The organism is Amycolatopsis methanolica 239, from assembly GCF_000739085.1.
Taxonomy (GTDB): Bacteria; Actinomycetota; Actinomycetes; order Mycobacteriales; family Pseudonocardiaceae; genus Amycolatopsis_E; species Amycolatopsis_E methanolica.
The window spans coordinates 6,979,492-7,004,025 of sequence record NZ_CP009110.1 but is presented as its reverse complement, the minus strand read 5'-3'; the positions used below and the strand labels follow the sequence as shown (position 1 = coordinate 7,004,025).

Below are 24,534 nucleotides of genomic sequence, written 5' to 3'. Positions count from 1 at the left end.
GCCGGGTGGTCCACTGCGCTGGGCAGCTCACCGCGCTTGGCGGCCCGCCCACGCTCTCGGCATCCTGCGCTTGGTGGCCCGCCGGGGTCTCGGCATCCCGCGCCAGGCGGGCGACTGCGCCTCGCGGCCCGGCGTGCGCCTGGCGGCGCGCTCGGCCCCGGCATCCCACATGTGTCCGGCAGAAGGATCGAACCGCCGGCCGAGGGATCGACCGCGCCGCCGCGTCGCCGCGCCGGAAGGATGGGCGGGTGCCCAGGCAGGTGCGGCGATCCGCACCTCACACTGCCGCGGTGGGCAGCGTCCCGCGCACGGACCGGGCTGGCGGTGGTGAATGCTGGGTAGGCCGGCTCCGGAACTGCGACCGGGACGTTCACGCCCGGGGCCGGTGGCAGGCCGCCGCCCGCTGGTACCCGAGCGGCGGCCTGGCCCCATCAGCGCGGGTCGATCCGCGTCGGGCCCGCCGCACCCCAGGGCCCGCGCCCGCGAGCGCCGGCTCCAGAACTCAACCGACCGCGCCGGTCACTCCGGCCCGCGCCGTCCGCGAGCACAGGCCCGAGAACTCACCCGCCCGCCGCATCCGCTGCGCGTTACACCCGCCGCGGACGACGAATCAACCCACCAGCCGCAGGATCTCCCGTGCCGCCGCGTCGTTCTGCCGGAACGACGGGCCGTTGGTGCGCGGGCGGGTGAACGCCGCCGCCGAGCGGGCGCTCGTGTGCGGGCCCAGCGCGAAACGCCGGGGCTGCGGGCGGCCAGCCGCGTCCAGTAGCCGTCCGTCCGACACCCGCGTCGAGATGCGGCCCGATGGCAGGTCCCGCACGTGCTCCTCCGCCAGCTCGCCCGCGCCCCGCAACTGCGCCAGCAACCCGTCCGACGCCCGCGCCACACTGGGCCTCGGCAGCCGCGCCTCGATCAGCGTCCGGGCCGTCATCGAACCGGGAAAGCTGCCCGACGACGCAACAAACCCTTCCGGGGACAGCGAAATCGAGACATCCGCCCCCAGGAACGACACCACCCCGGCCTGGTGCAACGCCAGCAACTCGTGTAACCGCCGCGGTGGCGGGCCGCTCGCGTAGTACGAGAAGAACCCGTGCCACCAACCATCCACATCGGACACATCGAGCGCTCCGGTCGCCGTCAACGACGGCATCTGCTGGTACGCGGACAACAAAGCCATGAACGCGCCCAGATCGGCCGAATACGCCGGGTCCGCCCGCCGCACCAGGTCCGCCTCCACATAGGACCTCAGGTGCTTCCCGAACTCCTCCGCCGTCTCGAACCGCAGGCCAGCCAGCGGCCGGTCCAGCCGCTCCAGGTCGAGCCGGTCCTCCTCGGCAGGCACCGCCCGCCGCACCAGCGCCCGCATCTCCGCGCTGTCCCACGCAAAGTCCGCGAAGCAGCGGGAAAAATCGTCGAACGACATCAGCACCCGCGACGGATGACCGGTGAACAGCTCGCTGTAGCACCCCCACGCCAGCTCCTTCGCGACGTGCGGCCACACGTCGGCGTGGAAGTCGAGGTGCCGGTCCCGCGCCAGCAGCTCCGCAACCCGCTCCGGGCCGAAGAACCGCGGCAGGCGCAGCGCCGAACCCTGCAACCGGTAACCGGGCTTCGCGTGGTACGGCACCCCGCGCCGGGAACCGATGTGCAGCACCGGTTCCGCCCCGCTCGGGTGGTAGACCAGCCCGCCCGACCGCTCCTCGAACCGCCCGCCGCGACCCTCGGTCAGCAACAGCATCAGGTCGACGAACGCCAGCCCGAACCCGCGCACCAGCACCGGCTCACCCGGCGCGACGTGCTGGTAGCCGACGTCCGCCGTGTACCCGGCCGGGTAGTACGCCAGCCCGTGCGCGTCCGCGAACTCCGCCAGTTCCCGCTCACCCGAACCCGGTTCGGCGTCCAGGTGCCCGACCGCGAGCACGATGACGTCCACGGCCAGCGGCTCGTCCACACCGTCCAGCCACACCCGGGTCTCGTCGATCCGCGTCGCGCGCGTGCGGTGCTCCACCACCTCGATGCCCGGCGCCAGCCCGGCCAGCACGTGCCGGTACACCCAGTCCAGGTAGGCGCTCGCCAGCCGCCGCGTCGGGAAGGACGTTCCGCGCAACGCCGCGAGCTCGTCCCGCAGGTCCTCGGGCACGTCGTAGCGGATCCGCCCGGCGCGCACCTCCTGCGCCCACTGCCACAGCGACGGCCCCGTCCGGACCGGCCCGTCCATCGTCACCGTGTCGTCGGTGAACATCGTGACGTCCTCGGCCATCGAGTTCATCCGCAGCAGGGGCGACTGCTCGTACCGCCAGATCCGGCCCGCGCCAGGCGGAAAGGGGTCGATCAGGTGCACCACCAGGCCCGCGGGCCCGAGCAACTCGGCCGCGTTCGCCGACAGCCGCTCCAGCACGCCGACGCCACGCGGCCCCGCCCCCACGATCGCGAGCTGAGACGGCGTCATGCCTTTGACGCTACGGAAAGACCTTCCGGCCCGGCCGCGGTTCCCGCATCCTGGACACCTACCGGACGCGCGCGATGACCTCCGGCGCTTGGCTGTACAGCCGCAGCACACCGCCGATCGTGAACTCGGTCAGCAGGTCGATCAACGCGTCGCGGTCCGGCGCGTCGCCATTCCAGTTGAGCCGCACCAGCGACTCGACCATCGCGAAGTACATCGTGACCAGCGCGGTGTCCGCCCGGCCCGGTTCGACGCCGAACTCCGCCCATCGCTGCCCGCTCGCCTCGGTGTAGACCAGGGCCAGCCGCTTCCGCAGCCGGGACAACGCGAAATTGCCGGTGCGCTCGGCTTCCTGGAACAGCGGCAGCGCGTCCGGGTGCTCCGCGACGAAGTCGAACAGGTTCGCGTAGTTCTTGCGCGCCCAGCTCTTCAGGTCCAGATCGGCATCGCTCGCGCCGGCGGCGGCGATCGCCGCGTAGGCCTGTTCCTCGGCGTGTTCGACCACGGCCGCGAACAACGCGTTCTTGTCGCCGTAGAGCTCGTAGACCGCCTGCCGGGTCAGACCGGCCTCGCGGGCGATCTGTTCGATCGTGGCGCCCTGCAGGCCGCTCGTGGCGAACACGTGCCCCGCCGCGGCGAGCACGAGCGCGCGCTGATCGGCTACCGGCAGCTTCCGGGGCCTGCCGGGGCCACGCTTTCGGGGCATTGACATGCCTGCCACCTCACCACAATCCTTTTCCGACATAGCTGTCGGAAAATAGCTCACCGGGGAGCGTTCATGCGCCTTTCGAATCGCCGGCTCGCGGCGATCGTGACCGCGGCGGTCGCCGCGCTGTCGTTGACGACCACGCCCGCCGGCGCCATGACCTCCTCTGACTTCTACGATCCGCCGGCCGCCCTCCCGAGTGACAACGGCGCCATCATCCGTCACGCGCCGAGTGAGTTCTTCCTCGACCCGGTGAAACTGCTCCGCGCTCCCGCCGACGTCCAGCGGATCATGTACCGCAGCACGGACACGCACGGTGACGCCGTCGCGGTCACCGGAACCGTGCTGACGCCGAAGACGCCGTGGCACGGCGCGGGCGAGCGGCCGCTCATCGCCTACGCGCCCGGCACGCAGGGCCTCGGCGACCAGTGCGCGCCGTCGATGGCCCTGGCCGCGGGCGGGGAGTACGAGGGCCCGTTCATCGCCGGCCTGCTCGCGCGCGGCTACGCCGTGGTCGTCACCGACTACGAGGGCCTCGGCACCCCCGGCGTGCACACGTACGTCAACCGCAAGGCCGAGGGCCACGCTGTCCTCGACTCGATCCGCGCGGCGCAGCAGCTACCGGGCGTGCCCGCCGACGGGCCGGTCGCCATCGCCGGTTACTCGCAGGGCGGTGGCGCATCCGCAGCGGCCGCCGAGCTGCAGCCGTCCTACGCGCCGGAGCTGGACCTCAAGGGCGCCTACGCGGGCGCGGTGCCGGCGGACCTGGCCGCGGTCGGCCGCAGCCTGGACGGCGCCTACGCGGTCGGGTTCCTGATGTTCGCGGTCGCGAGCGTCAACTACGCCTACCCCGAGCTGCGGATCACCGACGTCCTCAACGACCGGGGCAAGGCGCTCGAAGCCCAGGTCGAGAACGAGTGCACCGTCGAGTCGATCGTGAACCACGCGTTCACCCGCACCGCCGACCTGACCGTCGACGGCCGTTCGATCGGCGAGTATCTGGCCGAGGAGCCGTACGCGTCGGTGGTCGAGGAGCAGCGGATCGGGACGCTCGAACCGGAGGTGCCGATGTACGTCGTGCACAGCGCGCTGGACGACATCGTGCCCTACGAGCAGGGCCGGACCATGGCGCGGAACTGGTGCGACGAAGGCGCCACCGTGCAGTTCGACACCCTCGCGGTGCCGACCCACGTCGGTGGCGCCGTCGCCGGCTACCCGGCCGCCTTCGCCTGGCTGGAAGGCCGGTTCGCGGGCAAGGCAGCACCTGACAACTGCGGGGAGTTCTGAAAGATGGTCCGGATCTACTGGAGGCCGGTCGCCGCGGCGGCCGCCGGGTCGGAGTCGGCGATGAACTTCCGGCACCGCTCGTACTCCTCGGTCTCGCCGAGGCGCTGGGCCGCCTTCGCGAGGGCGGCGAGGGCACGCAGGAAGCCCTGGTTCGGGCGGTGGTCCCAGGGGATCGGGCCGAAGCCCTTCCAGCCGGCGCGGCGCAGCTGATCCAGGCCGCGGTGGTAGCCGGTGCGGGCGAAGGCGTAGGCGGGGACGAACTCGCCCACCTCCAGCGCCCGCTCGGCCAGCGCCGCCCAGGCTTCGCTGAAGTCGGGGTGTTCGGCGGCCACGTCGGACGGGTCGGTGCCGGCGTCCATCGCGGCCTGCGCGTCCACGCGCTCGGGCAGCCGGGTGGGGTCGGGTTCCAGCAGGTTCGTCATGCTGCCCAGTATCGGCCGTTCAGACGAACAGGCTTGCGAGGACCCCGCTGCCGAGGAGGACGAGAGCGGCGATCAGCACCGTGGCGACGAGACGTTTCGGCATCACGGGCGGACACGATGCCTGCCGCCGCTCGCGGACGCAAGCGCGTCACGCCTCAGGGTGAACCCTGAAATTCCGGCATCTCGCTCCGCCCAGCCCTGTCGACCGTGGATGATGTCCGCATGACGAAGGCGCTCGAGGGGGCCGCCGAGGGTGTCGCCGTGCCGCGCGGACCCATCGGCAAGACCAAGCTTTTCTTCGCGACCCACTGGGTGCGCGGGGTGCCGGGGCAGCCGACGCCCGAGTGGGTGCTGCGGTTCGCCTACGGCATGTGGCTGGTCGCGTTCACCTTCAAGGTGCTCGGCTCGTCCTGGGACATGTCGTGGCACTTCAAGTTCATCCGCGACGACTTCGCCCCGCCGCACCTGATCAACACGGTCGGCACCGGGATCGTCATCGTCCTCGTCGCGATCCACAGCTACACCGGGCTCGGCTGCGATCGCCGGTCGCTGCGGTTGATGCAGGCCGGGCTGGTGATGTTCCTGATCGCCGCGCCGCTGGACGTCATCAACCACCGCGTCAGCGGCCTCGACCTCACCGCGTGGAGCCCCACGCACATGCTGCTCTACATCGGCACCGGGGTGATGCTCGCCGGTGTCATCGACGGCTGGCTGAAGTCCGCGCCGCCGGGCCGGTTCCGCACGCTGGTGCTGACCGGGTTGTGGGTGTTCTTCCTGGAGAACACGTTCTTCCCGAACGGGCAGCAGGAGTACGGCATCATCAGCCTGCGGGCCTGGGAGCGCGGGGCGCCGGAGGCCGAGCCGTCGCTGCTGAGCTTCGCCGCCGAGCAGATCGGGCACCCGGTCGACCGGGTCGCGGTGCTGCACTTCGCGATGCCGATCGCCGACTGGGTCTACCCGCTGTGGGGCATCGGGGTCTCCGCGCTGGTGCTCGCGCTGGCGCGGCACACGATCGGCCGCGGGTGGGCGGCGACCGCGGTGGCCGCCGCGTACGTGGCCTACCGCGCGATCATCTGGCCGCTGCTGGTCGTGGGCACCTTCCCGGCGTCGGCGATCCCGTTCTACCTGCTCGCCGTCGGGCTCGCGGTGGACGCGGCGTTCCGGATCGGGCGGGCGCACCGGGTGCTGACGCCGCTGGTCGGCGGGCTGCTGGTGACCGCGTTCGGGTACGGCGCGCTGTGGCTGCAGGCGCAGCTGCGGCCGTGGCTGCTCGGCGACGCGCACACCGAGTCCGCGCCGCCGTTCGCCTACTGGCCTGCCCTCGTGGTGCTGGCCGGCCTGCCGGTCCTCTGGTGGGCCCTCACCCGCGTGAGGACCCACCGGGAGGTCGCGGTCAGCTGAGCTTCTGGCCCGCCGACTTGAGGTGCTCGGCGGCCTCGACGATGCGCTTGGCCATCGCGGCCTCGGCCTGCTTGAGGTAGCTGCGCGGGTCGTAGGTCTTCTTGTTGCCGACCTCGCCGTCGATCTTCAGGACGCCGTCGTAGTTCTTGAAGAAGTGGTCGGCGATCGGGCGGGAGAAGGCGTACTGGGTGTCGGTGTCGATGTTCATCTTCACCACGCCGTAGGACACCGCCTCGTGGATCTCGGACAGCAGCGAGCCGGAGCCGCCGTGGAAGACGAGCTCGAACGGCTTGCTGCCCTCGGCGAGGCCCAGCTTCTCGGCCGCGACCTGCTGGCCGCGCTTGAGCACCTCCGGGCGCAGCTTGACCGCGCCGGGCTTGTAGGCGCCGTGCACGTTGCCGAAGGTGGCGGCGAGCAGGTAGCGGCCCTTCTCGCCGGTGCCCAGCGCATCGACGGTCTTCACGAAGTCGCCCTCGGCGGTGTACAGCTTCTCGTTGATGTCGTTCGAGACGCCGTCCTCTTCACCGCCGACGACGCCGATCTCCACCTCGAGGATGATCTTCGCGGCGGCCGCCTTGGCGAGCAGCTCGGTGGCGATCTCCAGGTTCTCGTCCAGGTCGATGGCCGAGCCGTCCCACATGTGCGACTGGAACAGCGGGTTCTGGCCCTTGTTCACGCGCTCCTGGGACAGGGCGATCAGCGGGCGGACGAAGCCGTCCAGCTTGTCCTTGGGGCAGTGGTCGGTGTGCAGGGCGATGTTGACCGGGTACTTCTCGGCGACGACGTGCGCGAACTCGGCGAGCGCGGTCGCGCCGGTCACCATGTCCTTGACCCGGGTGCCAGAGGCGAACTCGGCGCCACCGGTCGAGATCTGGATGATCCCGTCGCTCTCCGCGTCGGCGAACCCGCGCAGGGCGGCGTTGAGGGTCTCCGACGAGGTCACGTTGATCGCCGGGTACGCGAACTCGCCCGCCTTGGCCCGGTCCAGCATCTCCGCGTAGACCTCGGGGGTGGCGATGGGCATCGTTGGTCCTCCTAGCTGTGGTTCGCCTTCCTTGCCCGAATCGTACGAGGTCGGCGGTGGGAGGACAGTGTGCTGGCTCTCTGCCGCGCAGGTCGGGAACGATCAAGTGAGAAAAGCCGCTCCGCCCTGGTGCGGGCGGAACGGCTTCGGCGGTCTGGGGCGGGTCAGGACAGCAGGGCTTCGCTGATGGCGCGGTAGCCGGGCAGCGGGTCGTCGCCGAGGACCTGGACGCAGACGTGGTCGGCGCCGGCGTCGAGGTGGGCGGTGATGCCGGCGGCGATCGAGGCGATGTCGCCGTGCAGGGCGAGTGCGTCGATCAGCGCGTCGCTGCCGCCGTTGTCGAGGTCGGCCTCGGTCCAGCCGTGGCGGAGCAGGTTGCTGCGGTAGTTGACGAGGTGGAGGTAGGGGTTCTCGATGGTCGGGCGGGCGACGGCGCGGGCCTTCTCCGGGTCGGTCTCGAAAACGATCTTCTGCTCGGGGGCGAGCAGCACGCCGTCGCCGAGAACGCGGCGGGCCTCCCTGGTGTGCTCCGGCGTGGTCAGGTACGGGTGCGCGCCCGCGGTGCGCTCGGCGGAGAGCTTGAGGACCTTCGGGCCGAGCGCGGCCAGCGCCCGGGCGGCGACCGGCACGCCGGCCTCGTCCAGGCCGTCGAGGTAGTCGACGATCTTGTCGTAGGGCTTCTGGTACTCCTGCGTCGCCTCCGGGTGGCCGATGCCGACGCCGAGCAGGAAGCGGCCGGGGTGCTTGGCCTCGATGCGGTGCCAGGACGCGCCGACCGTGGCCGCGTCGTCCTTCCACATGTTGACGATGCCCGTGGCGACCTTGATGTTCTCGGTCGCGTCCAGCAGCTCGTCGACGATGGTCAGTTGCCCGTCGGGGGAGCCGCCGATCCAGATCGCGCCGAAGCCGAGGCGATCGGCTTCGCGCGCCAGGTCCGCGTTCAGCTGGTGCCAGCCGCGCCAGATACCGATCTTGCCGAGTTCGATAGCCATGACCGTCCCAACTACGGCGAGGGGTGCCGGCATTCCGCTACGTTCGGATCATGGCGAAAATCGGTGATCTCGGGGTGTTCCCGCTGAACCTCGGGGGCAACGTGTTCGGCTGGACGGCCGACGAGGCGCAGTCCTTCGCAGTGCTGGACGCGTATGCGGCAGCCGGTGGCAACTTCATCGACACGGCGGACTCGTACATGGCCCGCATCCCGGGCAATTCGGGCGGCGAGTCGGAGACGATCATCGGCAGGTGGCTGAAGCGCCGCGGCCGCCGGGATGACGTGGTGATCGCGACGAAGGTGGGCAGCTGGGCGGCGCGGCCGGGGGTGAGCGAAGAACATCCGCGAGGCGGCGGAGGATTCGCTGCGCCGGTTGCAGACTGATTATCTGGACCTGTACTACGCCCACCGCGATGTGGCGGATGTGCCGCTGGAGGAGACGCTGAGCGCGTTCGACGCGCTGGTGCGGGCCGGGAAGGTGCGGTACCTGGGGGCGTCGAACTACAGTGCCGCGCGCCTGGCCGAGGCACTGTCCATTTCGGACCGCGAGGGGTTCGCGCGGTATGTCGCGGTGCAGCCGCACTACAACCTGGTGGAGCGCGGGTACGAACAGGAGCTGGCGCCGCTGGTGGCCCAGAAGGGCCTGGCGACGCTGCCCTACTTCGGCCTGGCGCGCGGCTTCCTGACCGGCAAATACCGCAGCCGCGAGGCGAGCGGTAGCCCACGCGCCGAGGGGGCGGTGGCGTACCTGGACCACCGGGGCGAGCGGGTGCTGGAGGCGCTCGACGAGATCTCGGCCGCGCACGGGACTTCCCCGGCCGCGGTGGCGCTGGCTTGGCTGGCCGCGCAGTCCACTGTTGTGGCGCCCATCGCCAGTGCCCGGAACGTGGAGCAGTTGGCAGATTTGCTGGCCTCGGTGGAGTTGCGGCTGGGGGCGGACGAGCTGGCGGTTCTGGATGACGCTGCGCAGTAGGTGACTGGCTCGGTTGGGCCGGCGGTGGGCCGGTTCGGTCGGTTCGGTTGGTGGTGGTGGCCGGTTCGGTTGGGGTTGGCTCGGTCGGCTGGGCTGGGCTGGCGATGGTGGCCGATTCGGCTGGGCTGGGCTGGCGATGGTGGCCGATTCGGCTGGGCTGGGTTACCTCAGTCGGGCTTGTGTGGGCTGGCGGATTTGGCTGCGTTGGTTTGGGCTTGGCTGGAATGGCGGTGTGGGCGGCTCGGCTGGGCGGGGTTGGCTCGGTCGGGCTTGGTCGGGCAGGCGGTGGGCTGGCTCGGTTGGGTTGGCTCGGTTGGGTTGGACTGGGCTCGCGGTGGCTCTCGGTTCGGTTGATGCAGTCTGGGCGCGCCGCGGGTGGCCTTCGCGCGCGGGGCGAGTGGCCCATTCGCATGGCCACGAGGTGCCCACTCGCGCATCGGGCGAGTGTCCAGTCGTGCGGCTACGAGGTGCCCGCTCGTGTCATGACGAGATGCCCACTGGTGGCCGGGTGAGCGAGCTGCCCACTCGCGTGGTCACGAGGTGCCCACCGGCGGGTCCGCGAGGTGCCCGGTCATGCGGCTACGAGGTGCCCGCGTGCACGAGGTGTCCAGTGGTGCGGGGGCGAGGTGCCCACTGGCGTGGCTACGAGCTGCCCTACTCGCGCGGTCATGAGGTCCGCTTCGGCGGGTCCGCGAGGTGCCCGGTCGTGCGGCTACGAGGTGTCCCCTGGTGCCTGCGGGCATGAGGTGTCCACTGCGTGGCTGCGAGCTGCCCACTCGCGTGGTCATGAGGTGCCCTTCGGCGGGTGCACGAGGTGCGCACTCGTGCGGCCACGAGATGTCCACTTGCGCCCGCGTGCACGAGGTGTCCGGTGGTGCGGCTGCGAGGTGCCCACTCGTGCGGCTGCGGAGTGTCCACCGGTGCTGCCGCGAGTCGGCCTACTCGCGGTTCTACGAGTGGTCTCGCCGTAGCAGCGTGAGGGGTCCATCGGCGGGTTCACGGCGCGCCCTTTGGTGCGGCCACCAGGTGCCCACCGACACGGCGACGAAACACCCACTCGCGCGGCACCCCGAAACTCAACCCAGCGCCAACCCCAGCCCCAGCGCCAACCCAACCCAGCCCAACCGCAGCCAAGCCCACCCCAACCAGTGCCACCCCCAACCCGGCGCCGCCCCCAACCAGCGCCACCCCCAACCCGGCGCCAGCGCCAACCCCAGCCCCAGCCCCAGCCCCAACCGAGCCCAACCGCAGCCAAGAACACCCTACTGAGGAGTAGCTTACTCCCGGTAGGTTGGTATATGGTCCCTCCATGGCGAACGTAAAAGGCAAGGTCGTGCTCATCACCGGAGCTGCGCGCGGCATTGGCGCCGGGCTCGCGGAGCGTCTCGCGGCTCGGGGGGCCAAGGTTGCCCTCGTCGGGCTCGAAGCCGACGAACAGCGCAAGGTCGCGGAACGCATCGGGGACTCCGCGAAAGCCTGGGAAGCCGACGTGACCGACTGGGCCGCCCTCGAAAAGGCCACCGCGGGCGTGGTCGAGCACTTCGGCGGCATCGACATCGTCATCGCCAACGCGGGCATCGCCACCACGGGCTTCGTCCGCTCCGTCGACCCCGCGGCATTCGAAAAGGTCATCGAGGTCGACCTGCTCGGCGTGTGGCGCACCTTCCGCGTCACGCTGCCCCACGTCATCGAGCGCCGCGGGTACCTGTTGGCGATCTCCTCCCTCGCGGCGATCACCCACGCCCCTGGGATGGCCAACTACTCCGCCGCGAAGGCCGGCGTCGAAGCGTTCTGCAACAGCCTCCGCGCCGAGGTCGCCCACCTGGGCGTCAAGGTCGGCGTCGCCCACCCGACCTGGATCAAGACCGATCTGGTCGACAGCGCCGACGCCCACCCGGTCTTCGGCAAGCTCCGGGCGGGCATGCCCGGCCTGATCGGGAAGACCTACCCACTCAACGTCGCCCTCGACCACATCGAGGCGGGCGTCCTCAAGCGCGCCCGCGTCATCCACGTGCCCAAGTGGGTCGGCGTGCTCAAGGCCTTCCGCTCGTTCCTCCCCCCGATCGTCGAGCTCGGGGCGCGCACCCGCGTCCCCGCCGCGGACAAGGCCGCGCTGGAGGACATCAAGGCACGCGGCGCACGCGAAGCCGCCATCACCGGGCATGGTGGACGGGCAGCGATCCACTGAGGAGGCCCCCATGTCCCGCCGTGACCTGATCAAGATGACCCCCGGCGAGGTCCTCGCGTTCCTCGCCGAGCAAAAGGTCATCAACGTCGCCACGATCAACCCCAACGGACGCCCGCACCTCGCGCCGCTCTGGTATGTGCCCCGCGGCGACGGGGTCGCGACCTGGACCTACCGCAAATCGCAGAAGGTCGCCAACCTGCGGCGGCTGCCGCAGGCCACCGTGCTCGTCGAGACCGGCGACACCTACGACAAGCTGCGCGGCGTCCAGTTCGAGGCCGACGTCGAGATCGTCGAGGACACCCCGTCCGTCGCGGAGATCGGCTCGGCCATGGCGGAGCGCTACGGCGGCGGCTCACTCGCCGCCGAGGTGGTCGCCGCCCAGGCGGCCAAGCGTGTCGGGCTGGTGTTCACGCCGACGAAGGTCGTCAGCTGGGACCACACCAAGCTCGGCGGCGTCTACTGAATCCAGGCGCCCAGCGTCGGCTTGAACTCACGCACCGTGAAGCTCTCCAGGGCGCCTTCGACGACGTATGGATCGGCGTCGAGGACGGCCTGGAGTGCGTCGGCGTCCTCGGCCTGGATCAGGAACGCGCCACCCGAGTCGTCGGCGAACGGGCCTGCCACCGCGACCGTGCCCTCCGCGGCGAGCTTGGCGAGGTACTCGCGGTGCCGGGGCCGGACCTCCCCGTACTTCCCCTGGTCGTAAACCGTCTGCACCAGGAACCAGGCCATGCGCACCTCCGTCTGCGTACCTGCTCCGCACGCTACCGGGTGAAGTGAATCAACCGATACGCTGGTTCCCGCGTGTACAGCACGTGGACAACGGTCGGGCCGAGGACAGGCGGGAGTACATGCCGGACGGCAGCGCGGAGCGCAGCGTCGAACGCACGCTCGGGCACTTGCGCACCATGGACGGGGTCGCGCCGGCCCAGCCTGCGGGTCCGCTGACCCTGGAGGATCTGTACAAGATCCACCGGATGCGCCTGGTCCGCCTCGCGATCCTGCTCGTCGACGAACCGGCCACGGCCGAGGACGTCGTGCAGGAGGCGTTCACCGGGCTCTATCGGAACTGGGGCAAGCTGCGCGACGCCGCCTCCGCGGTCGCCTACCTGCGCACCGCGGTGGTCAACGGCTCACGCAGCGTGCTGCGCCGCCGCAAGACGGCCCGCGAGTACGTGCCGCCGCACGTGGTCAACGCCCGGTCCGCGGAGAGCCTCGCGATGCTGTCCAGCGAACACCAGTCGGTGGTGAACGCGCTGTCGAAGCTGCCCCCGCGGCAACGCGAGGTGCTCGTCCTGCGCTACTACGGCGGGCTCTCCGAAGCGGAGATCTCCGAGGTCGCGGGCATTTCGAAGGGCACCGTGAAGTCCACGGCGAGCCGGGCCCTGGAGGCTCTCCAGAAGGCCATGAGTGCCTAAGCTGGTTTAGACCAATATGCTGGAGCCTGTGACGGGTTTCGTGCTGACGGGTGGCAGGCTTGCCCTCCCCGAGGGACTGGTGGACGACGGGTGGCTCGCGGTGTCCGGCGGGGCGATCGCGGGCATCGGCACCGGGACGCCACCGCCGGGCGAGCAGGTGGACGTCGGCGGGTGCTACGTGGTGCCCGGGTTCGTCGACGCGCATTGCCACGGCGGCGGGGGCGGGTCGTTCTCCAGCGGCGACGCGAAGGAGATCGTCACCGCGATCAAGGCCCACCGCAGGCACGGCACCACCACGATGCTGGCGAGCCTGGTGTCCGATCCGGTGCGCACGCTGGTGGACCAGATGGCCGTGCTGCGGGAACTCGTCGAGGACGGCGAGCTGGCCGGCATCCACCTGGAAGGCCCGTTCATCGCCTCCGCCCGCTGCGGCGCCCACGACCCCGCGGTGCTGCGCGAACCCGACACGGCGACCGTCGACGCCCTGCTGCGGGCGGGCCGCGGCGCGGTCCGGATGGTGACCCTGGCGCCGGAGCTGACCGGCGGTGTCCGCGCGGTCCGCCAGCTGGCCGAGTCCGGCGTGATCGCCGCGATCGGGCACACCGACGGCACCGAGGAGCAGATCCGCCCGGCCATCGACGCCGGCGCGACCGTCGCGACGCACCTGTTCAACGGCATGCGCCCGCTGCACCACCGCGAGCCCGGCCCGATCGGCGTCCTGCTCGACGACGAGCGCGTCACCGTCGAGCTGATCTGCGACCTGGTCCACGTGCACCCGACGGTGCTGCGGATGGCCGCCCGCTACGCCGGCCGCGGCCGCACGATCCTCATCACGGACGCCATGTCGGCCACCGACGCCGCCGACGGCCGCTACCACCTGGGTCGTCTGGAGGTCGACGTCCGGGACGGCGTGGCGACGCTCGCCGACACCGGTTCGCTCGCCGGCAGCACGCTGACCATGGACGCCGCGTTCCGCAACCTGGTCAAGGGCGCCGGCCTGACCATCCCCGACGCGGTCCGCGCGACCTCGGGACGCCCGGCCGAACTGCTGGGCCTCGCCGACCGGCTCGGGTCGCTGCGCGCCGGGCTCGCCGCCGACCTGGTGGTGCTGGACGCCGACCTCCGGCCACAACGGGTGCTGCGGCAGGGCGCCTGGATCGCCTGATCACACCGGCGGCTCGACGTGCTCCACGTAGAGCGGCGTCGCGGCCAGCACCGTGCCCGTGGGGATTCGCGCGCGCGTAGCCGGCGACCCAGGCGGCCGTGAAACGCGGCTGGAACTCCCGGTCCAGCCACTGCAGGACCCGCCTTGCCGACCTTGACACCGCCGACCGGGGTGGTCACCTCGGCCTCCACGTCCCGCAGGGCGCCGCTCCGCGCAGGCAGGTCGGGGACGAGCTGCCGCGGCTTCGACGCCGAGACGTAGATCAGCTCACGCATCCCCACATCCTGCCCAACCGAACGCGGAACTCGCGCGCTCGAGTGCGGAACTCGCGCGTCTGAACGTGGGACTCGCGCTGGGCCCGCGAGTCCCACGTTCCCAGGCGCGAGTTCTGCGTTCGCGGGTGTGAGTTCCGGCTTCAGCGGCCAGCCACGGTTGATTACGCTGTGCGGGGTGAGCGAGCCGAAGGACCCGGAACGGCTGCTGGCCGAGGCGCTGCAGGCGCAGGCCCGCAGCGCGCCGCACCCCGGCCCGCCGTCGGGCGGGTGGCCGCAGTTCGGCCTGCTGTCCGGCGCGGACGCCAGCTCGCTGGAACGCGAGCGCGCCGCCCTGGAAAACCCCGCCGACCGGACCGCCACGCGGGCGCCGCGCCGGAACGTTCCCCCGGTCCGCCACCTGCCCGTCTACTGGGTCCTCGGCCTTGCCGCGCTCCTCGGTCTCGCGACCGGCGCAGTCATCGGTCTCATCACTCTCCTGTGAGCCCACATACTGCACACAGGGTCACCCTGTACCGTTTTGTGCTGTGATTCTCGCCGAGACCGCGACCACGCTCGCTCTCATGCCGAAGTGGTTCAACCCGGAGTACCTGCTGACCGAGTTCGGCGCGTACGTGATCCTCGGGCTGTGCCTGATCATCTTCATCGAGAGCAGCGTCTTCCCCGTGCTCCCCGGTGACTCGCTACTGTTCACCGCGGGGCTGTTCGTCGCGCAGGGGTCGATCCACGCGCCGCTGTGGCTGGTCTGCACCCTGGTGACGGTCGCGGCGCTGCTTGGCAACGTCCTCGGCTACGCGATCGGCTGGAAGGCGGGCCCGGCGCTGTTCCGGCGCCCGGATTCGAGGTTCTTCAAACAGGAGTACGTCGACAAGACGCACGCCTTCCTGGAGAAGCACGGCCCGAAGGCGGTCGTGCTGGCGCGGTTCGTGCCGTTCGTCCGGACGTTCATCACCTGGATCGCGGGCATCGGCCGCATGGACCCGAAGAAGTACTTCACCTACACGGTGATCGGCGGCATCCTGTGGGCCGGTGGCATCACGGCGCTGGGGCATCTGCTCGGCAACATCTCGTTCATCAAGAACAACATCGAGGCCATCTTCATCCTGATCGTGCTGGTCTCGGTGGTGCCGATCATCATCGAGTGGGCGAAGGCCCGCCGCGAGAAGAAGCTGGCCGCCGCCGAGACCCCCGCCGAGTCCGACGCCGAGGTCACGCAGCGGATCCCGCGCATCGAGCGCTGACGCAGACGCACGAAGGCCGCCGCACCAGCACAGGTGCGGCGGCCTTTTCGCGTCTCAGGCGGCTCCCGGCGCGATGGCCGGTAGTCCCATCGACCGGGCACATCCGAGCAAGCGCTTGTCATAGGTGACGAACGAGGTCAGGTGCCTTTCGAAGATCGCCTGCGCCGTCGCCAGGTGGATGGCGTCGAACGAGCGCAGATCGGGCGACCGGTAGCTCGCCGCGGTGGCGCGGACCAGTTCGTCGATCTCGTAACGCGCGATCCGCTCCAGGACGGCCGGCACGCGGGTGACGAGTTCCGGCTCGGTCCGCAGCAACGCCCTGGGCAGCTCGACTTCGGCGAGCGCGGAGGAGACCAGCGTCGGCTCGTCCTGGGCGTCCAGCCAATCCGTCAGCGCATCGCTTTCCGGCTCCCGCCGGATCAACTTCACCAGGGCAGCCGTGTCGAGGTAGATCATCAGTACCGTTCGTCGTCCCGGAGACGACGAACCAGGTCGCCCGCTTCGTGGTCGGTCCTGACCGGCCCGGTCAGGGTGGCCGGCCGCAGCTTGCCGGTGGCGAGTAGCGATTGGCAGCGTCTCAGGTCATCGAGAACATCGAGCCCGGGTTGAACAGGTTCTCCGGGTCCAGCGCCTGCTTGATCTGCCGGTGCACGCGCATGCCCACCGGGCCGATCTCGCGCTCCAGCCACTCCTTTTTGATCTTGCCGACGCCGTGCTCGCCGGTCACCGTGCCGCCCAGCTTCAGCCCCATGTCGAGGATCTCGTCGAACGCGCGCCGCGCCCTGGCGAACTCGTCCTCGTCGTCCGGCTGGTAGACGATGGTCGGGTGCATGTTGCCGTCGCCGGCGTGCCCGACCACGGCGATGCGCAGCCCGACCTCTTCGCTGATCCGCTGGCAGCCTGCGATCAGCTCGGCGATCCGTGTCCGCGGCACGGACACGTCGTCGGTCAGCCACACGCCGTACTGCTCCAGCGCGGTCAGCACCACCCGCCGCGCCTGCATCAGCATCCGGCCCTCTTCGAGGTCGTCCGTCGCGTACGTCATCGTCGCGCCGCAGTCGTTGCAAATCTGCTCCAGCGCGGCCAGCTCGCGCCGCGCCACCTCGCCGCCCGCGTCGGACTGGCACAGCAGCAGCGCCTGGCAGTCGGAACCGGCGCCGAGGTCGGTCCTGAGGTACGTCTCGGCCGCCTTGATCGAGCTGGCGTCCATGATCTCCATCAACGACGGCACCAGGCCCTCGCGTACGGTCCGCGCCACCGCGGTGCCGGCCGCCTCCGTCGTGTCGAACCCGGCCACGAGCGTGCCCGGCGCCTGCGGCAGCGGCTTCAGCGCGACCGTGGCCTGCGTGATCACCCCGAGCGTGCCCTCGCTGCCGACGAACAGCCGCGCCAGGTCGTAGCCCGCCACGCCCTTCACGGTGCGGCGGCCGGTCTTCAGCAGCGACCCGTCGGCGAGCACGACCTCCAGTCCCAGCACCGAGTCGGTGGTCACGCCGTACTTCACGCAGCACAGCCCGCCCGCGTTGGTGGACAGGTTGCCGCCGATCGTGCACCAGTCGTAGCTGGACGGGTCCGGCGGGTAGAACAGCCCGTGCTTCTCCACGGCGTTGCGGAAGTCGAGGTTGACCACGCCCGGCTGCACGACGGCGAGCCGGTTGCCCGCGTCGATCTCGACGATCTGGTCCAGCTTGGTCATCACGAGCACGACGCACCCGTCGATGGCGTTCGCGGCGCCCGACAACCCGCTGCCCGCGCCGCGCGGGACGATCGGCACCTTCGCCTCGGCGCACGCGCGGACCACCGCCTGCACGCCTTCGACGTCCGAGGGCAGCACCACCGCCAACGGCCGGCCCGACGGGGCCAGCGGCATCATGTCGCGGGAGTAGCTCCCGGTGACGTCCGCATCGGTCAGAACAGCGTCCTTACCCAGCTCGGCGCGCAGTTTCGTCAGCAAAGCGTCGGTGCTCATGCATCTATGGTAATGCCCATCACGTCCGCAGTGCGGAAAAATTTTTCCGCAGTGGTCGCCCGGAAATCACTTGCCTGTGATAACTAAAGTGTCATCGGCCACAGGCGGGTTATTTGAGTGGCGCAACCAACTATCGCGGGTGCATCCTTGACGTGAGCAACTAGTTGCTTCGGTCAAATAAGACATCCCGTACGAAGAGAGTGATCGGCCATGCCATCTCCCGTAGAGGAAGCGGCCTTCACGGACACCGAGCTCGACATCGCCGACGAGCTCGGCGTGCAGCTCGTCCGGTTCATGCGGCTCCTCACCAAGGCGAAGTCGCAGGTCGCGAAGCTCGGACCGGACGGGATCGAACGCGCCGCCTACGCGATCCTGTTCCAGCTCGTCCACGACGGGCCGCAGCGCACGAGCAGGCTCGCCGAGGCGCTGCACGCCGAGATCTCGACGATCAGCAGGCAGAGCAGTTCGCTGGTGCAGCACGGCCTGGTCGAGCGCCTCGCCGACCCCGAGGACGGACGGGCCTGCCTGCTCGCGCCGACCAGCGAGGGGCTGCGCGTGTTCGAGGAGAACCGCAGGCAACGCAACCGGTGGCTGGCCGAGGTGCTCGCCGAGTGGCCGGAGGAGGAGCGCCGCGTCCTGAACAAGCTCCTCGACCGGCTCAACACGGGGATCGAAGCTCACGCTCCACAACTCGCCGACCAGGTCTCGGCGCGCAGCAAGGGGGAAAGCGCATGACACGCTCCACAAGAGAACAACCGGCGCCTGTCGCGGGCGCCATCGCGGACGAGGGTCCGCGCCTGACGCACAAACAGATCCTGACCATCCTCAGTGGACTTCTGCTGGGGATGTTCCTGGCGGCGCTGGACCAGAACATCGTCAGCGTCGCGATCGTCAAGATCGCCAACGACCTGCACGGCTTCGACGAGCAGGCGTGGGCGACCACGGCGTACCTGATCACCGCGACCATCGCGACACCGCTGTACGGCAAGCTGTCCGACATCTACGGCCGCAAGCCGTTCTACCTGACCGCGATCGCGTTGTTCGTGATCGGCTCGGCCGCTTGCACGTTCGCCACCTCGATGTACGAGCTGGCCGCGTTCCGGGCGTTCCAGGGCCTGGGCGCCGGCGGTCTGATGTCGCTGGCCATGACGATCATCGGTGACGTGGTTCCCGCCCGCGAGCGGGTCAAGTACCAGGGCTACTTCATGATGGTCTTCGGCAGCGCGACCGTGCTCGGTCCGGTGCTGGGTGGCCTGTTCTCCGGCTTCGACAGCCTGGCCGGCTTCGACGGGTGGCGCTGGATCTTCCTGATCAACGTCCCGATCGGCGTCCTGGCACTGGCGGTCGTCGCCAAGGTGCTGAACGTGCCGCACCAGCGGCAGGACCACCGCATCGACTGGTTCGGCGCCATCTCGCTGGCCATCGCCGTGGTGCCGCTGCTGCTGGTCGCCGAGCAGGGCCGCACCTGGGGCTGGGGCTCGACCACGTCGGTCATCTGCTACGCGGTCGCGGCGTTCGGCGTCGTGCTGTTCCTCTTCGTCGAGTACGTGATGAAGGACGAGGCGCTGATCCCGCTGCGGCTGTTCCGCAACTCGACGTTCAGCGTCGCGATCGGCGGCGGCACGCTCGTCGGCCTCGGCATGTTCGGCGCGCTGAGCATGATCCCGCTGTACTTCCAGGTCGTCCGTGGCTACACGCCGACCGAGGCGGGTCTGCTGATGCTGCCGCTGGTGCTGGGCATCATGACCGGTTCGCAGATCTCCGGCCGCATCACCGCCAAGACCGGCCGCTACAAGATCCTGCCGGTGGTCGGCACGGTCCTGATCGCCGCGGGCGCGCTGCTGTACGCGCAGGTGCACTACGACAGCCCGCTGTGGCAGCCGCTGGTCGTCGCGCTGCTGATCGGCTTCGGTCTCGGTGGCTGCATGCAGACGCTGATCATCGCCGCGCAGAACGCGGGCCCCCGCCGCGACATGGGCGTGTCGACCGCGTCGGCGACATTCTTCCGGCAGATGGGCGGCACCCTGGGTGTCGCGGTCTTCCTGACCATCCTGTTCAACCTGCTGCCGGGCAAGATCGCCGACGCCTTCGGCGGCAACCTGCCCGCGGGCTTCGACCAGAACCAGCTGAGCGCGCTGCAGGCGGACACCAGCGGCCTGCACAACCTGCCGGACGCGGTGAAGGTCCCGATCCTGACCGGGTTCACCAACTCGATGCACGGCGTCTTCTACGTCGCCGCCGGGGTCGCCCTGCTCGCCGCGATCGTGCTGGCGTTCATGAGGGAGATCCCGCTGGCCGGTGGCCCGGCCACGCCCGCGCCGCCGGTCGAGGGCGGCGAGGCGCTGCTGCCGGACGACGAGGCGGAGGCGGAAGCGGACACCTGGGCGGACGCGGACGCCGCGTTCGAGGCGGACCGCGAACCCGCGCTAGTTGGTGGGAGGCATGCGTTGAGCGACAACGGACACGGTGAGTACCAGCTCGCGGCCCAGACCGCGCCGATCACGAACGCGGTCGCGAGCGCCGGGGCGGACCAGGCCCTCGGCACCGGCGGGCAGCCGGTCACCGGCACCATCCGGCGCCAGGACGGCACGTCCGTCGGCGGCGCCGCGCTGACCCTGATCGACCAGCGCGGCCGGCAGGTCTCGCGGGCGACCGCGGGCGGCGACGGCGGGTACCGCATCGCCGCGCCGGGCAACGGCACGTACGTGCTGATCGTGTCGGCGGCCGGGCACCAGCCGCAGGCGGCCAGCGTGGTCGTCGCGGACGGTCCCGCGCGGCTCGACCTGACGCTCATCGGGTCGGGCGAGCTGAGCGGTGTGGTCCGGGTGGCCGGCAAGGGTGCGCCGCTGGCCGGCGCCACCGTGACGCTGACCGACTCGCGCGGTGAGGTCACCGGGGCCGCGATCAGCGACGCCCAGGGCGGCTACGTCTTCCGCGGCGTCGGCTCCGGCACCTACACGCTGGTCGCCAGCGCCGACCGGATGCGTCCGGTGGCGTCGCTGATCACCGTGCCGGAGAGCGGCGTGCTGCAGCAGGACGTGGAGATCGCGCCCGCCGTGCTGCTGGCCGGGACCGCCCGCACCGACGGCGGCCGCCCGGTGCCGGACGCGCGGATCACGGTCCTCGACGCCGACGGCAACGTCGCCGCGGTCGCGCGGACCGACGTGAACGGCGAGTACGTCGTCAGCGACCTGCCGGAGGGCGACTACACCGTGGTCGCCAGCGGGTACCCACCCGCGACGAGCCAGGTCAACCTGCCCGGTGGCGGCGACATCCAGCACGACGTCCGGCTGGGTTACGAGCAGGTCCTCGACCAGCTCGGCGACCCGGCGAACAACGGGGTGGAGCATTCATGAGCGGATTGCGCGCGCAGATCCGCACGGCCGAGGGCTGGGCGGTGGCGAACGCGGTGCTGACCGTGACGGACATGAGCGGCCAGCAGGTCGCCCGCGCCGTCGCCGACGCCACGGGAGCGGTGGTCACGCCACCGCTGCCCGTGGGCGTCTACACCGCGGTCCTCACCGCCGCCGGGTACGCCCCGGTGGCGCGGACCGCGCAGATCGGATCAGACGGGTCGGGCTCGCTCGGCGACCTGGTGGTGACCCCGGTGGCGGGCGCCGTCGAGCTGCCGCCCGCCGGGCCGTGGACGATCGACCCGGTGCACTCCAGCGCCGTGGCGACCGCGCGGCACCTGGGCATCGCCAGCATCAAGGCGCGGTTCTCCGACATCAGCGGCCGCATCGAGATCGGCCGCCCGGCCGAGCAGTCGCGGGTCGAGGCGGAGATCAAGGCCGCGAGCATCGACACCGGCATCAAGATGCGCGACGACCACCTGCGGTCGCCGGAGTTCCTGGACGTCGAGTCCTACCCGGTGATCGGGTTCGTCAGCACCGGGATGCGGCAGCGCGGCGCCGACACCTGGACGCTGGCCGGGGAGCTGACCCTGCACGGCGAGCGCAAGCCGATCGAGCTGGACCTGACCTACGGCGGGTACGGGCCCGACCCGTGGGGCGGGGTGCGGGTCGCGTTCCACGCGGAAACGCAACTGCACCGGAACGATTTCGCGATCAATTACAACGCGATGGTGCGCGCCGGGGTCGCCGCGATCGGGTCGAACATCAAGATCGAACTCGACATCGAGGCTGTTCAGGGCGAGTCACTGCCGCAAATGTGAGCGGACGCGCGGTCGCACACGCTGTTCGGTGTGCGACCGCGTTCCGTAACGGTCATCTGTTTTCGCCGATCGGCTGACCGTTGGTTGCGTGCGGCACGTACGCTTTCCGGGTGACTTTCGACTTCGCCGCGTCCGAAGCCGTCGGCGTCGGCTGGTTGAACACGGCCGGCCCGCTGCTGGTCTGGGTCATCGTGCTCAGCTTCGTGTTCATCGAGTGCGCGCTCATCATCGGGCTGTTCCTGCCAGGTGACTCGCTGCTGTTCGCGGCCGGGGTCGTGCTCGCCTCGCACGGGGCGCACGCGAGCGCCTGGCTGCTGTCCGGGGCCGCGCTCGTCGTCGCGGTGATCGGCAACCAGGTCGGCTACTACATCGGCCAGCAGACCGGGGTCCGGTTCATCGCCCGGCGCGGGGGCAAGGTGCTGAACCGGCACAACCTCGAACGGGCGCGGGAATTCCTCGACCGCAAGGGCTTCTTCGCGATCGTGGCGGCCAGGTGGATCCCGTGGATCCGCACGCTGGCGCCGCTCATCGCGGGCGCCGCGCGGATGGACTCGCGGCGGTTCATGCTCGCCACCACGATCGGCGGCGTGTTCTGGGTGCCGACGCTGGTGCTGATCGGCTACTACGGCGCCGGCCTGCTGGACGCGATCCCGTGGGTCAAGACCGTGCTGGTGTGGCTGTCGGTCGCGTTCTTCGTGGTCGGCACAGGTTACGGCTTCGTGCGGTACCGGCAGGAGATGCGCCGCCCGGTCGAGGAGGAACCGGACAACGAGTACCCCGCGGCGGCCTAGGACTTTTCCCAAGCATGCGGCTAGTCGCGCAGCCTGCTCTTCTGGATCTTCCCCGCGGGGGTGAGCGGCAGGCCGTCCCGCACGACGATCTCCTTCGGCACCTTGTAGTCGGCGATCTTCACCGCGCAGAACGACTTCAGGTCGTCGGCGGTCACGCTGGCCCCTGGCGCGAGCACCACGTAGTAGCGGCCGATCTCGCCGAGCACCGGGTCGGGCACGCCGATCCCAGCGGCCAGCACGACGTCCGGGTGCGCGGTGAGCACGTTCTCGACCTCGACCGGGTACACGTTGAACCCGCCCTGCACGAACATCTCCTTGGCCCGCCCGCGCAGCCGCACCGCGCCGGTGTCCGTCACGGTCGCCAGGTCGCCCGTGCACAGCCAGCCGTCCGCGAAGGCCTCGGCCGTCTCCCGCGGGCGGCCGTGGTAACCGGCCGTCAGCGACGGCGACCGGACCAGCAGCTCCCCGGTCTCCCCGGCAGGCAGGTCCGCCCCGGCCGGGCCGGCGACCCTGATCTCGACGTCCGGCAGCGGGTGCCCGACCGTGGTCGCGGTCGTGTCGAAGTCGTCGTCCCACGCCGTCATCAGCACGGCGCCCGCGGTCTCGCTCAGCCCGTAGAGGTTCATCACCCTGGCGTTGGGGAACCGGGCGTGCAGGCGCTCCAGCAGGGCCGGCTCGGCGTTCGCGCCGCCGGTGACGACGAGCCGCACCGCCGGGGTGTCCACCGCGTCCAGCTCCGGACGGTTGAGCAGCAGCGTATGCATCGTGGGCACCCCGACCCACAGGGTGAGGCCCGCGGTGGCGAAGAGGCCGGCGATCTCGCGGGGGTCGAAGGCGGGCAGCAGGACCGCGCGCGCCCGTGTGACGAGCGCGCTCAGGACGCAACAGGTGATCCCGCTGACGTGGTTGAGCGGCACGGCGACCGGCAGGACGTCGTGCTCGGTCAGGCGCATGTGCCTGGCCTGCGAGCGAGCCGCCGCGAGCTGGCCGCGGTGGGTGAGGACGGCGCCCTTGGGCGTGCCGGTGGTGCCCGAGGTGTAGATGATCATCACGGGGTCGTCGGGGGTGACCTCTGCCCCGGCCGTCGGCCCGTCGACCAGGAGGTCCTCGAAGGTCAGACCGTCACCGCCGAAGGTCACCACGGTCTCCACGAGCCCGGCGAGCAGCGCGGGGAAGTCGACCCCGTCGTGCGACGGCACGGTGACCGCCAGGCGCGCTCCGGAATCACGCAGCATGTGGGCGAGTTCGTTCTCCCGGTAGCGCACGCTCAGGCCCACCACGACCGCGCCGATCTTGGCCGCGGCGAAGTAGACCACCAGCCATTCCGGCGTAGTGGGGCCGAGGACGGCGATCCGGTCGCCGTGCCGGATCCCGTGCCGCAGCAGGCCGGCCGCGAACCGGTCGGACAGCCGGTCCATCTCGGCGAACCTGATCTCGCGGCCACCGGCCAGCCAGCCGACGGCGTCCGGGTCCGCCGCGGCGTCGGCGAGTGCGTCGAAGATCCGCTCCGTCATCGGTCCTCCGGGGGCAGGCGCTTCCACCGCGGTCGGGTGGTGGAACCAGGTTCTCGCGGTCGACCGCGCAGATCAACAGCGCCGGCCTCAGGAGCCGATGCCTGCCCACACCTCCAGCTGGATGCCGTCCGGGTCGCGGAACACGACGACCGCGGAGCCAGGCAGCGTGCGCGACTGCTTGGCCGGGCTGTAGTCGACCCCGTAGTCGGCGAGCCGCTGCTCCCACTGCTTCAGCTCGGCGAAGGTCGGCACGGTGAACGCGACGTGGTCCAGCCCGGTCCGGCGCTCGTCGAACGGGCCGCGCTCGGTGTCCGGGTGCTGCAGCAGGACCACCGAGAACGCGTCGCCGGGGGCCTGGAGCAGCACCTTCCGCAGGCCGGTCTCCGGATCCTCCCGACGCCCGGTCTCCCGCAGGTCGAGCACGCGCTCGTACCAGGGCACACTCCGGTCGACGTCGGTCACGGTGAGGGCCAAGTGGTGCACTCCGGTCAGCTTCGACATGCAGTCCCTTCTCACCCGATCGAGCCCCCTCAGGAATGACAACGTCCCGTT

Annotated in this window: 22 protein-coding genes and 1 pseudogene; 13 read left to right on the top strand and 10 right to left on the bottom strand. The window is 70.7% G+C overall.

The features are described 5' to 3' along the window. Nucleotides 1-610: 610 nt before the first annotated feature. On the bottom strand, nt 611-2,449 hold the full coding sequence (locus AMETH_RS34240) for an FAD/NAD(P)-binding protein (RefSeq protein WP_017985710.1): 1,839 nt from the start codon (nt 2,447-2,449) through the stop codon (nt 611-613). 58 nt (nt 2,450-2,507) lie between these two features. Then, on the bottom strand, nt 2,508-3,158 hold the full coding sequence (locus AMETH_RS34235) for a TetR/AcrR family transcriptional regulator (RefSeq protein WP_038532589.1): 651 nt from the start codon (nt 3,156-3,158) through the stop codon (nt 2,508-2,510). Between the two features lie 66 nt (nt 3,159-3,224). Between AMETH_RS34235 and AMETH_RS34230 the strand changes: the two genes are divergently transcribed. Then, nucleotides 3,225-4,439: a lipase family protein gene (locus AMETH_RS34230; RefSeq protein WP_017985708.1), complete on the top strand. Its 1,215-nt coding sequence runs from the start codon at nt 3,225-3,227 to the stop codon at nt 4,437-4,439. Between the two features lie 14 nt (nt 4,440-4,453). On the opposite strand, the gene AMETH_RS34225 is transcribed toward AMETH_RS34230, so the two are convergent. After that, a complete protein-coding gene (locus tag AMETH_RS34225; protein ID WP_017985707.1) occupies nt 4,454-4,861 on the bottom strand; it encodes a DUF3151 domain-containing protein in 408 nt (135 codons plus the stop codon). Nucleotides 4,862-5,083: 222 nt separating this feature from the next. Here AMETH_RS34225 and AMETH_RS34220 point away from each other — a divergent pair, with 222 nt between their 5' ends. Next, the gene (locus AMETH_RS34220; protein ID WP_017985706.1) at nt 5,084-6,262 is read left to right on the top strand and encodes a hypothetical protein; all 1,179 of its coding nucleotides are present in this window, start codon (nt 5,084-5,086) and stop codon (nt 6,260-6,262) included. Here the strand turns inward: AMETH_RS34220 and fbaA are convergent. Further along, nucleotides 6,255-7,286 (bottom strand): class II fructose-bisphosphate aldolase, encoded by a 1,032-nt coding sequence (gene fbaA, locus AMETH_RS34215; RefSeq protein WP_017985705.1) that lies wholly within the window; start codon nt 7,284-7,286, stop codon nt 6,255-6,257. The two genes, AMETH_RS34220 and fbaA, sit on opposite strands and share 8 nt — an antisense overlap. Before the next feature lie 164 nt (nt 7,287-7,450). Further along, on the bottom strand, nt 7,451-8,278 hold the full coding sequence (locus AMETH_RS34210) for an LLM class F420-dependent oxidoreductase (RefSeq protein ID WP_017985704.1): 828 nt from the start codon (nt 8,276-8,278) through the stop codon (nt 7,451-7,453). Nucleotides 8,279-8,328: 50 nt separating this feature from the next. On the opposite strand from AMETH_RS34210, the pseudogene AMETH_RS34205 reads away from it, so the two are divergent. The 3 genes and pseudogenes from AMETH_RS34205 (at nt 8,329) to AMETH_RS34195 (ending at nt 11,901) form a co-directional block, all read left to right on the top strand. Then, nucleotides 8,329-9,250: pseudogene (locus AMETH_RS34205) on the top strand (aldo/keto reductase). Between the two features lie 1,309 nt (nt 9,251-10,559). Further along, nucleotides 10,560-11,438: an SDR family oxidoreductase gene (locus AMETH_RS34200; RefSeq protein ID WP_017985702.1), complete on the top strand. Its 879-nt coding sequence runs from the start codon at nt 10,560-10,562 to the stop codon at nt 11,436-11,438. 10 nt (nt 11,439-11,448) lie between these two features. Beyond that, nucleotides 11,449-11,901 carry a pyridoxamine 5'-phosphate oxidase family protein gene (locus AMETH_RS34195; RefSeq protein ID WP_017985701.1) on the top strand — a complete coding sequence of 151 codons (453 nt, stop codon included), beginning with the start codon at nt 11,449-11,451 and terminating at the stop codon, nt 11,899-11,901. Here the strand turns inward: AMETH_RS34195 and AMETH_RS34190 are convergent. Continuing rightward, a complete protein-coding gene (locus AMETH_RS34190) occupies nt 11,895-12,170 on the bottom strand; it encodes a YciI family protein (RefSeq protein WP_017985700.1) in 276 nt (91 codons plus the stop codon). The genes AMETH_RS34195 and AMETH_RS34190 overlap by 7 nt on opposite strands. Before the next feature lie 119 nt (nt 12,171-12,289). Here AMETH_RS34190 and AMETH_RS34185 point away from each other — a divergent pair, with 119 nt between their 5' ends. From AMETH_RS34185 to AMETH_RS34170, 4 genes are all read left to right on the top strand, one after another. Then, nucleotides 12,290-12,856, top strand: a complete 567-nt coding sequence (locus AMETH_RS34185; RefSeq protein WP_026153625.1) for a SigE family RNA polymerase sigma factor — start codon at nt 12,290-12,292, stop codon at nt 12,854-12,856. A 40-nt stretch (nt 12,857-12,896) separates the two neighbouring features. Beyond that, entirely contained in the window at nt 12,897-14,021 is a 1,125-nt protein-coding gene (nagA, locus tag AMETH_RS34180) for an N-acetylglucosamine-6-phosphate deacetylase (protein WP_038533713.1), read from the top strand. 450 nt (nt 14,022-14,471) lie between these two features. Further along, nucleotides 14,472-14,777, top strand: a complete 306-nt coding sequence (locus tag AMETH_RS34175) for a hypothetical protein (protein WP_017985697.1) — start codon at nt 14,472-14,474, stop codon at nt 14,775-14,777. Nucleotides 14,778-14,820: 43 nt separating this feature from the next. Beyond that, nucleotides 14,821-15,534 carry a DedA family protein gene (locus tag AMETH_RS34170; protein ID WP_017985696.1) on the top strand — a complete coding sequence of 238 codons (714 nt, stop codon included), beginning with the start codon at nt 14,821-14,823 and terminating at the stop codon, nt 15,532-15,534. 54 nt (nt 15,535-15,588) lie between these two features. Here the strand turns inward: AMETH_RS34170 and AMETH_RS34165 are convergent, their stop codons facing one another. Both AMETH_RS34165 and AMETH_RS34160 read right to left on the bottom strand, forming a co-directional pair. Beyond that, nucleotides 15,589-15,990 (bottom strand): type II toxin-antitoxin system VapC family toxin, encoded by a 402-nt coding sequence (locus AMETH_RS34165; protein ID WP_017985695.1) that lies wholly within the window; start codon nt 15,988-15,990, stop codon nt 15,589-15,591. Nucleotides 15,991-16,111: 121 nt separating this feature from the next. Continuing rightward, on the bottom strand, nt 16,112-17,503 hold the full coding sequence (locus AMETH_RS34160) for an FAD-binding oxidoreductase (RefSeq protein WP_017985694.1): 1,392 nt from the start codon (nt 17,501-17,503) through the stop codon (nt 16,112-16,114). Nucleotides 17,504-17,713: 210 nt separating this feature from the next. On the opposite strand from AMETH_RS34160, the gene AMETH_RS34155 reads away from it, so the two are divergent. The 4 genes from AMETH_RS34155 to AMETH_RS34140 all read left to right on the top strand — a co-directional run bounded on the left by AMETH_RS34155 (nt 17,714) and on the right by AMETH_RS34140 (nt 22,468). Continuing rightward, nucleotides 17,714-18,238, top strand: a complete 525-nt coding sequence (locus tag AMETH_RS34155) for a MarR family winged helix-turn-helix transcriptional regulator (protein ID WP_017985693.1) — start codon at nt 17,714-17,716, stop codon at nt 18,236-18,238. Next, nucleotides 18,235-20,859, top strand: coding sequence for an MFS transporter (locus AMETH_RS34150; RefSeq protein ID WP_026153623.1), 2,625 nt, complete (start codon nt 18,235-18,237; stop codon nt 20,857-20,859). The genes AMETH_RS34155 and AMETH_RS34150 overlap by 4 nt, the downstream gene beginning before the upstream one ends. Next, nucleotides 20,856-21,677, top strand: coding sequence for a YceI family protein (locus AMETH_RS34145; protein ID WP_017985691.1), 822 nt, complete (start codon nt 20,856-20,858; stop codon nt 21,675-21,677). The genes AMETH_RS34150 and AMETH_RS34145 overlap by 4 nt, the downstream gene beginning before the upstream one ends. A gap of 110 nt (nt 21,678-21,787) precedes the next feature. Further along, nucleotides 21,788-22,468: a DedA family protein gene (locus tag AMETH_RS34140; RefSeq protein ID WP_017985690.1), complete on the top strand. Its 681-nt coding sequence runs from the start codon at nt 21,788-21,790 to the stop codon at nt 22,466-22,468. Between the two features lie 20 nt (nt 22,469-22,488). On the opposite strand, the gene AMETH_RS34135 is transcribed toward AMETH_RS34140, so the two are convergent. Further along, nucleotides 22,489-23,982: a class I adenylate-forming enzyme family protein gene (locus AMETH_RS34135; protein ID WP_017985689.1), complete on the bottom strand. Its 1,494-nt coding sequence runs from the start codon at nt 23,980-23,982 to the stop codon at nt 22,489-22,491. 87 nt (nt 23,983-24,069) lie between these two features. Beyond that, complete coding sequence (locus AMETH_RS34130) at nt 24,070-24,483, bottom strand: VOC family protein (RefSeq protein ID WP_017985688.1); 414 nt, start codon at nt 24,481-24,483, stop codon at nt 24,070-24,072. Between the last annotated feature and the right edge of the window lie 51 nt (nt 24,484-24,534).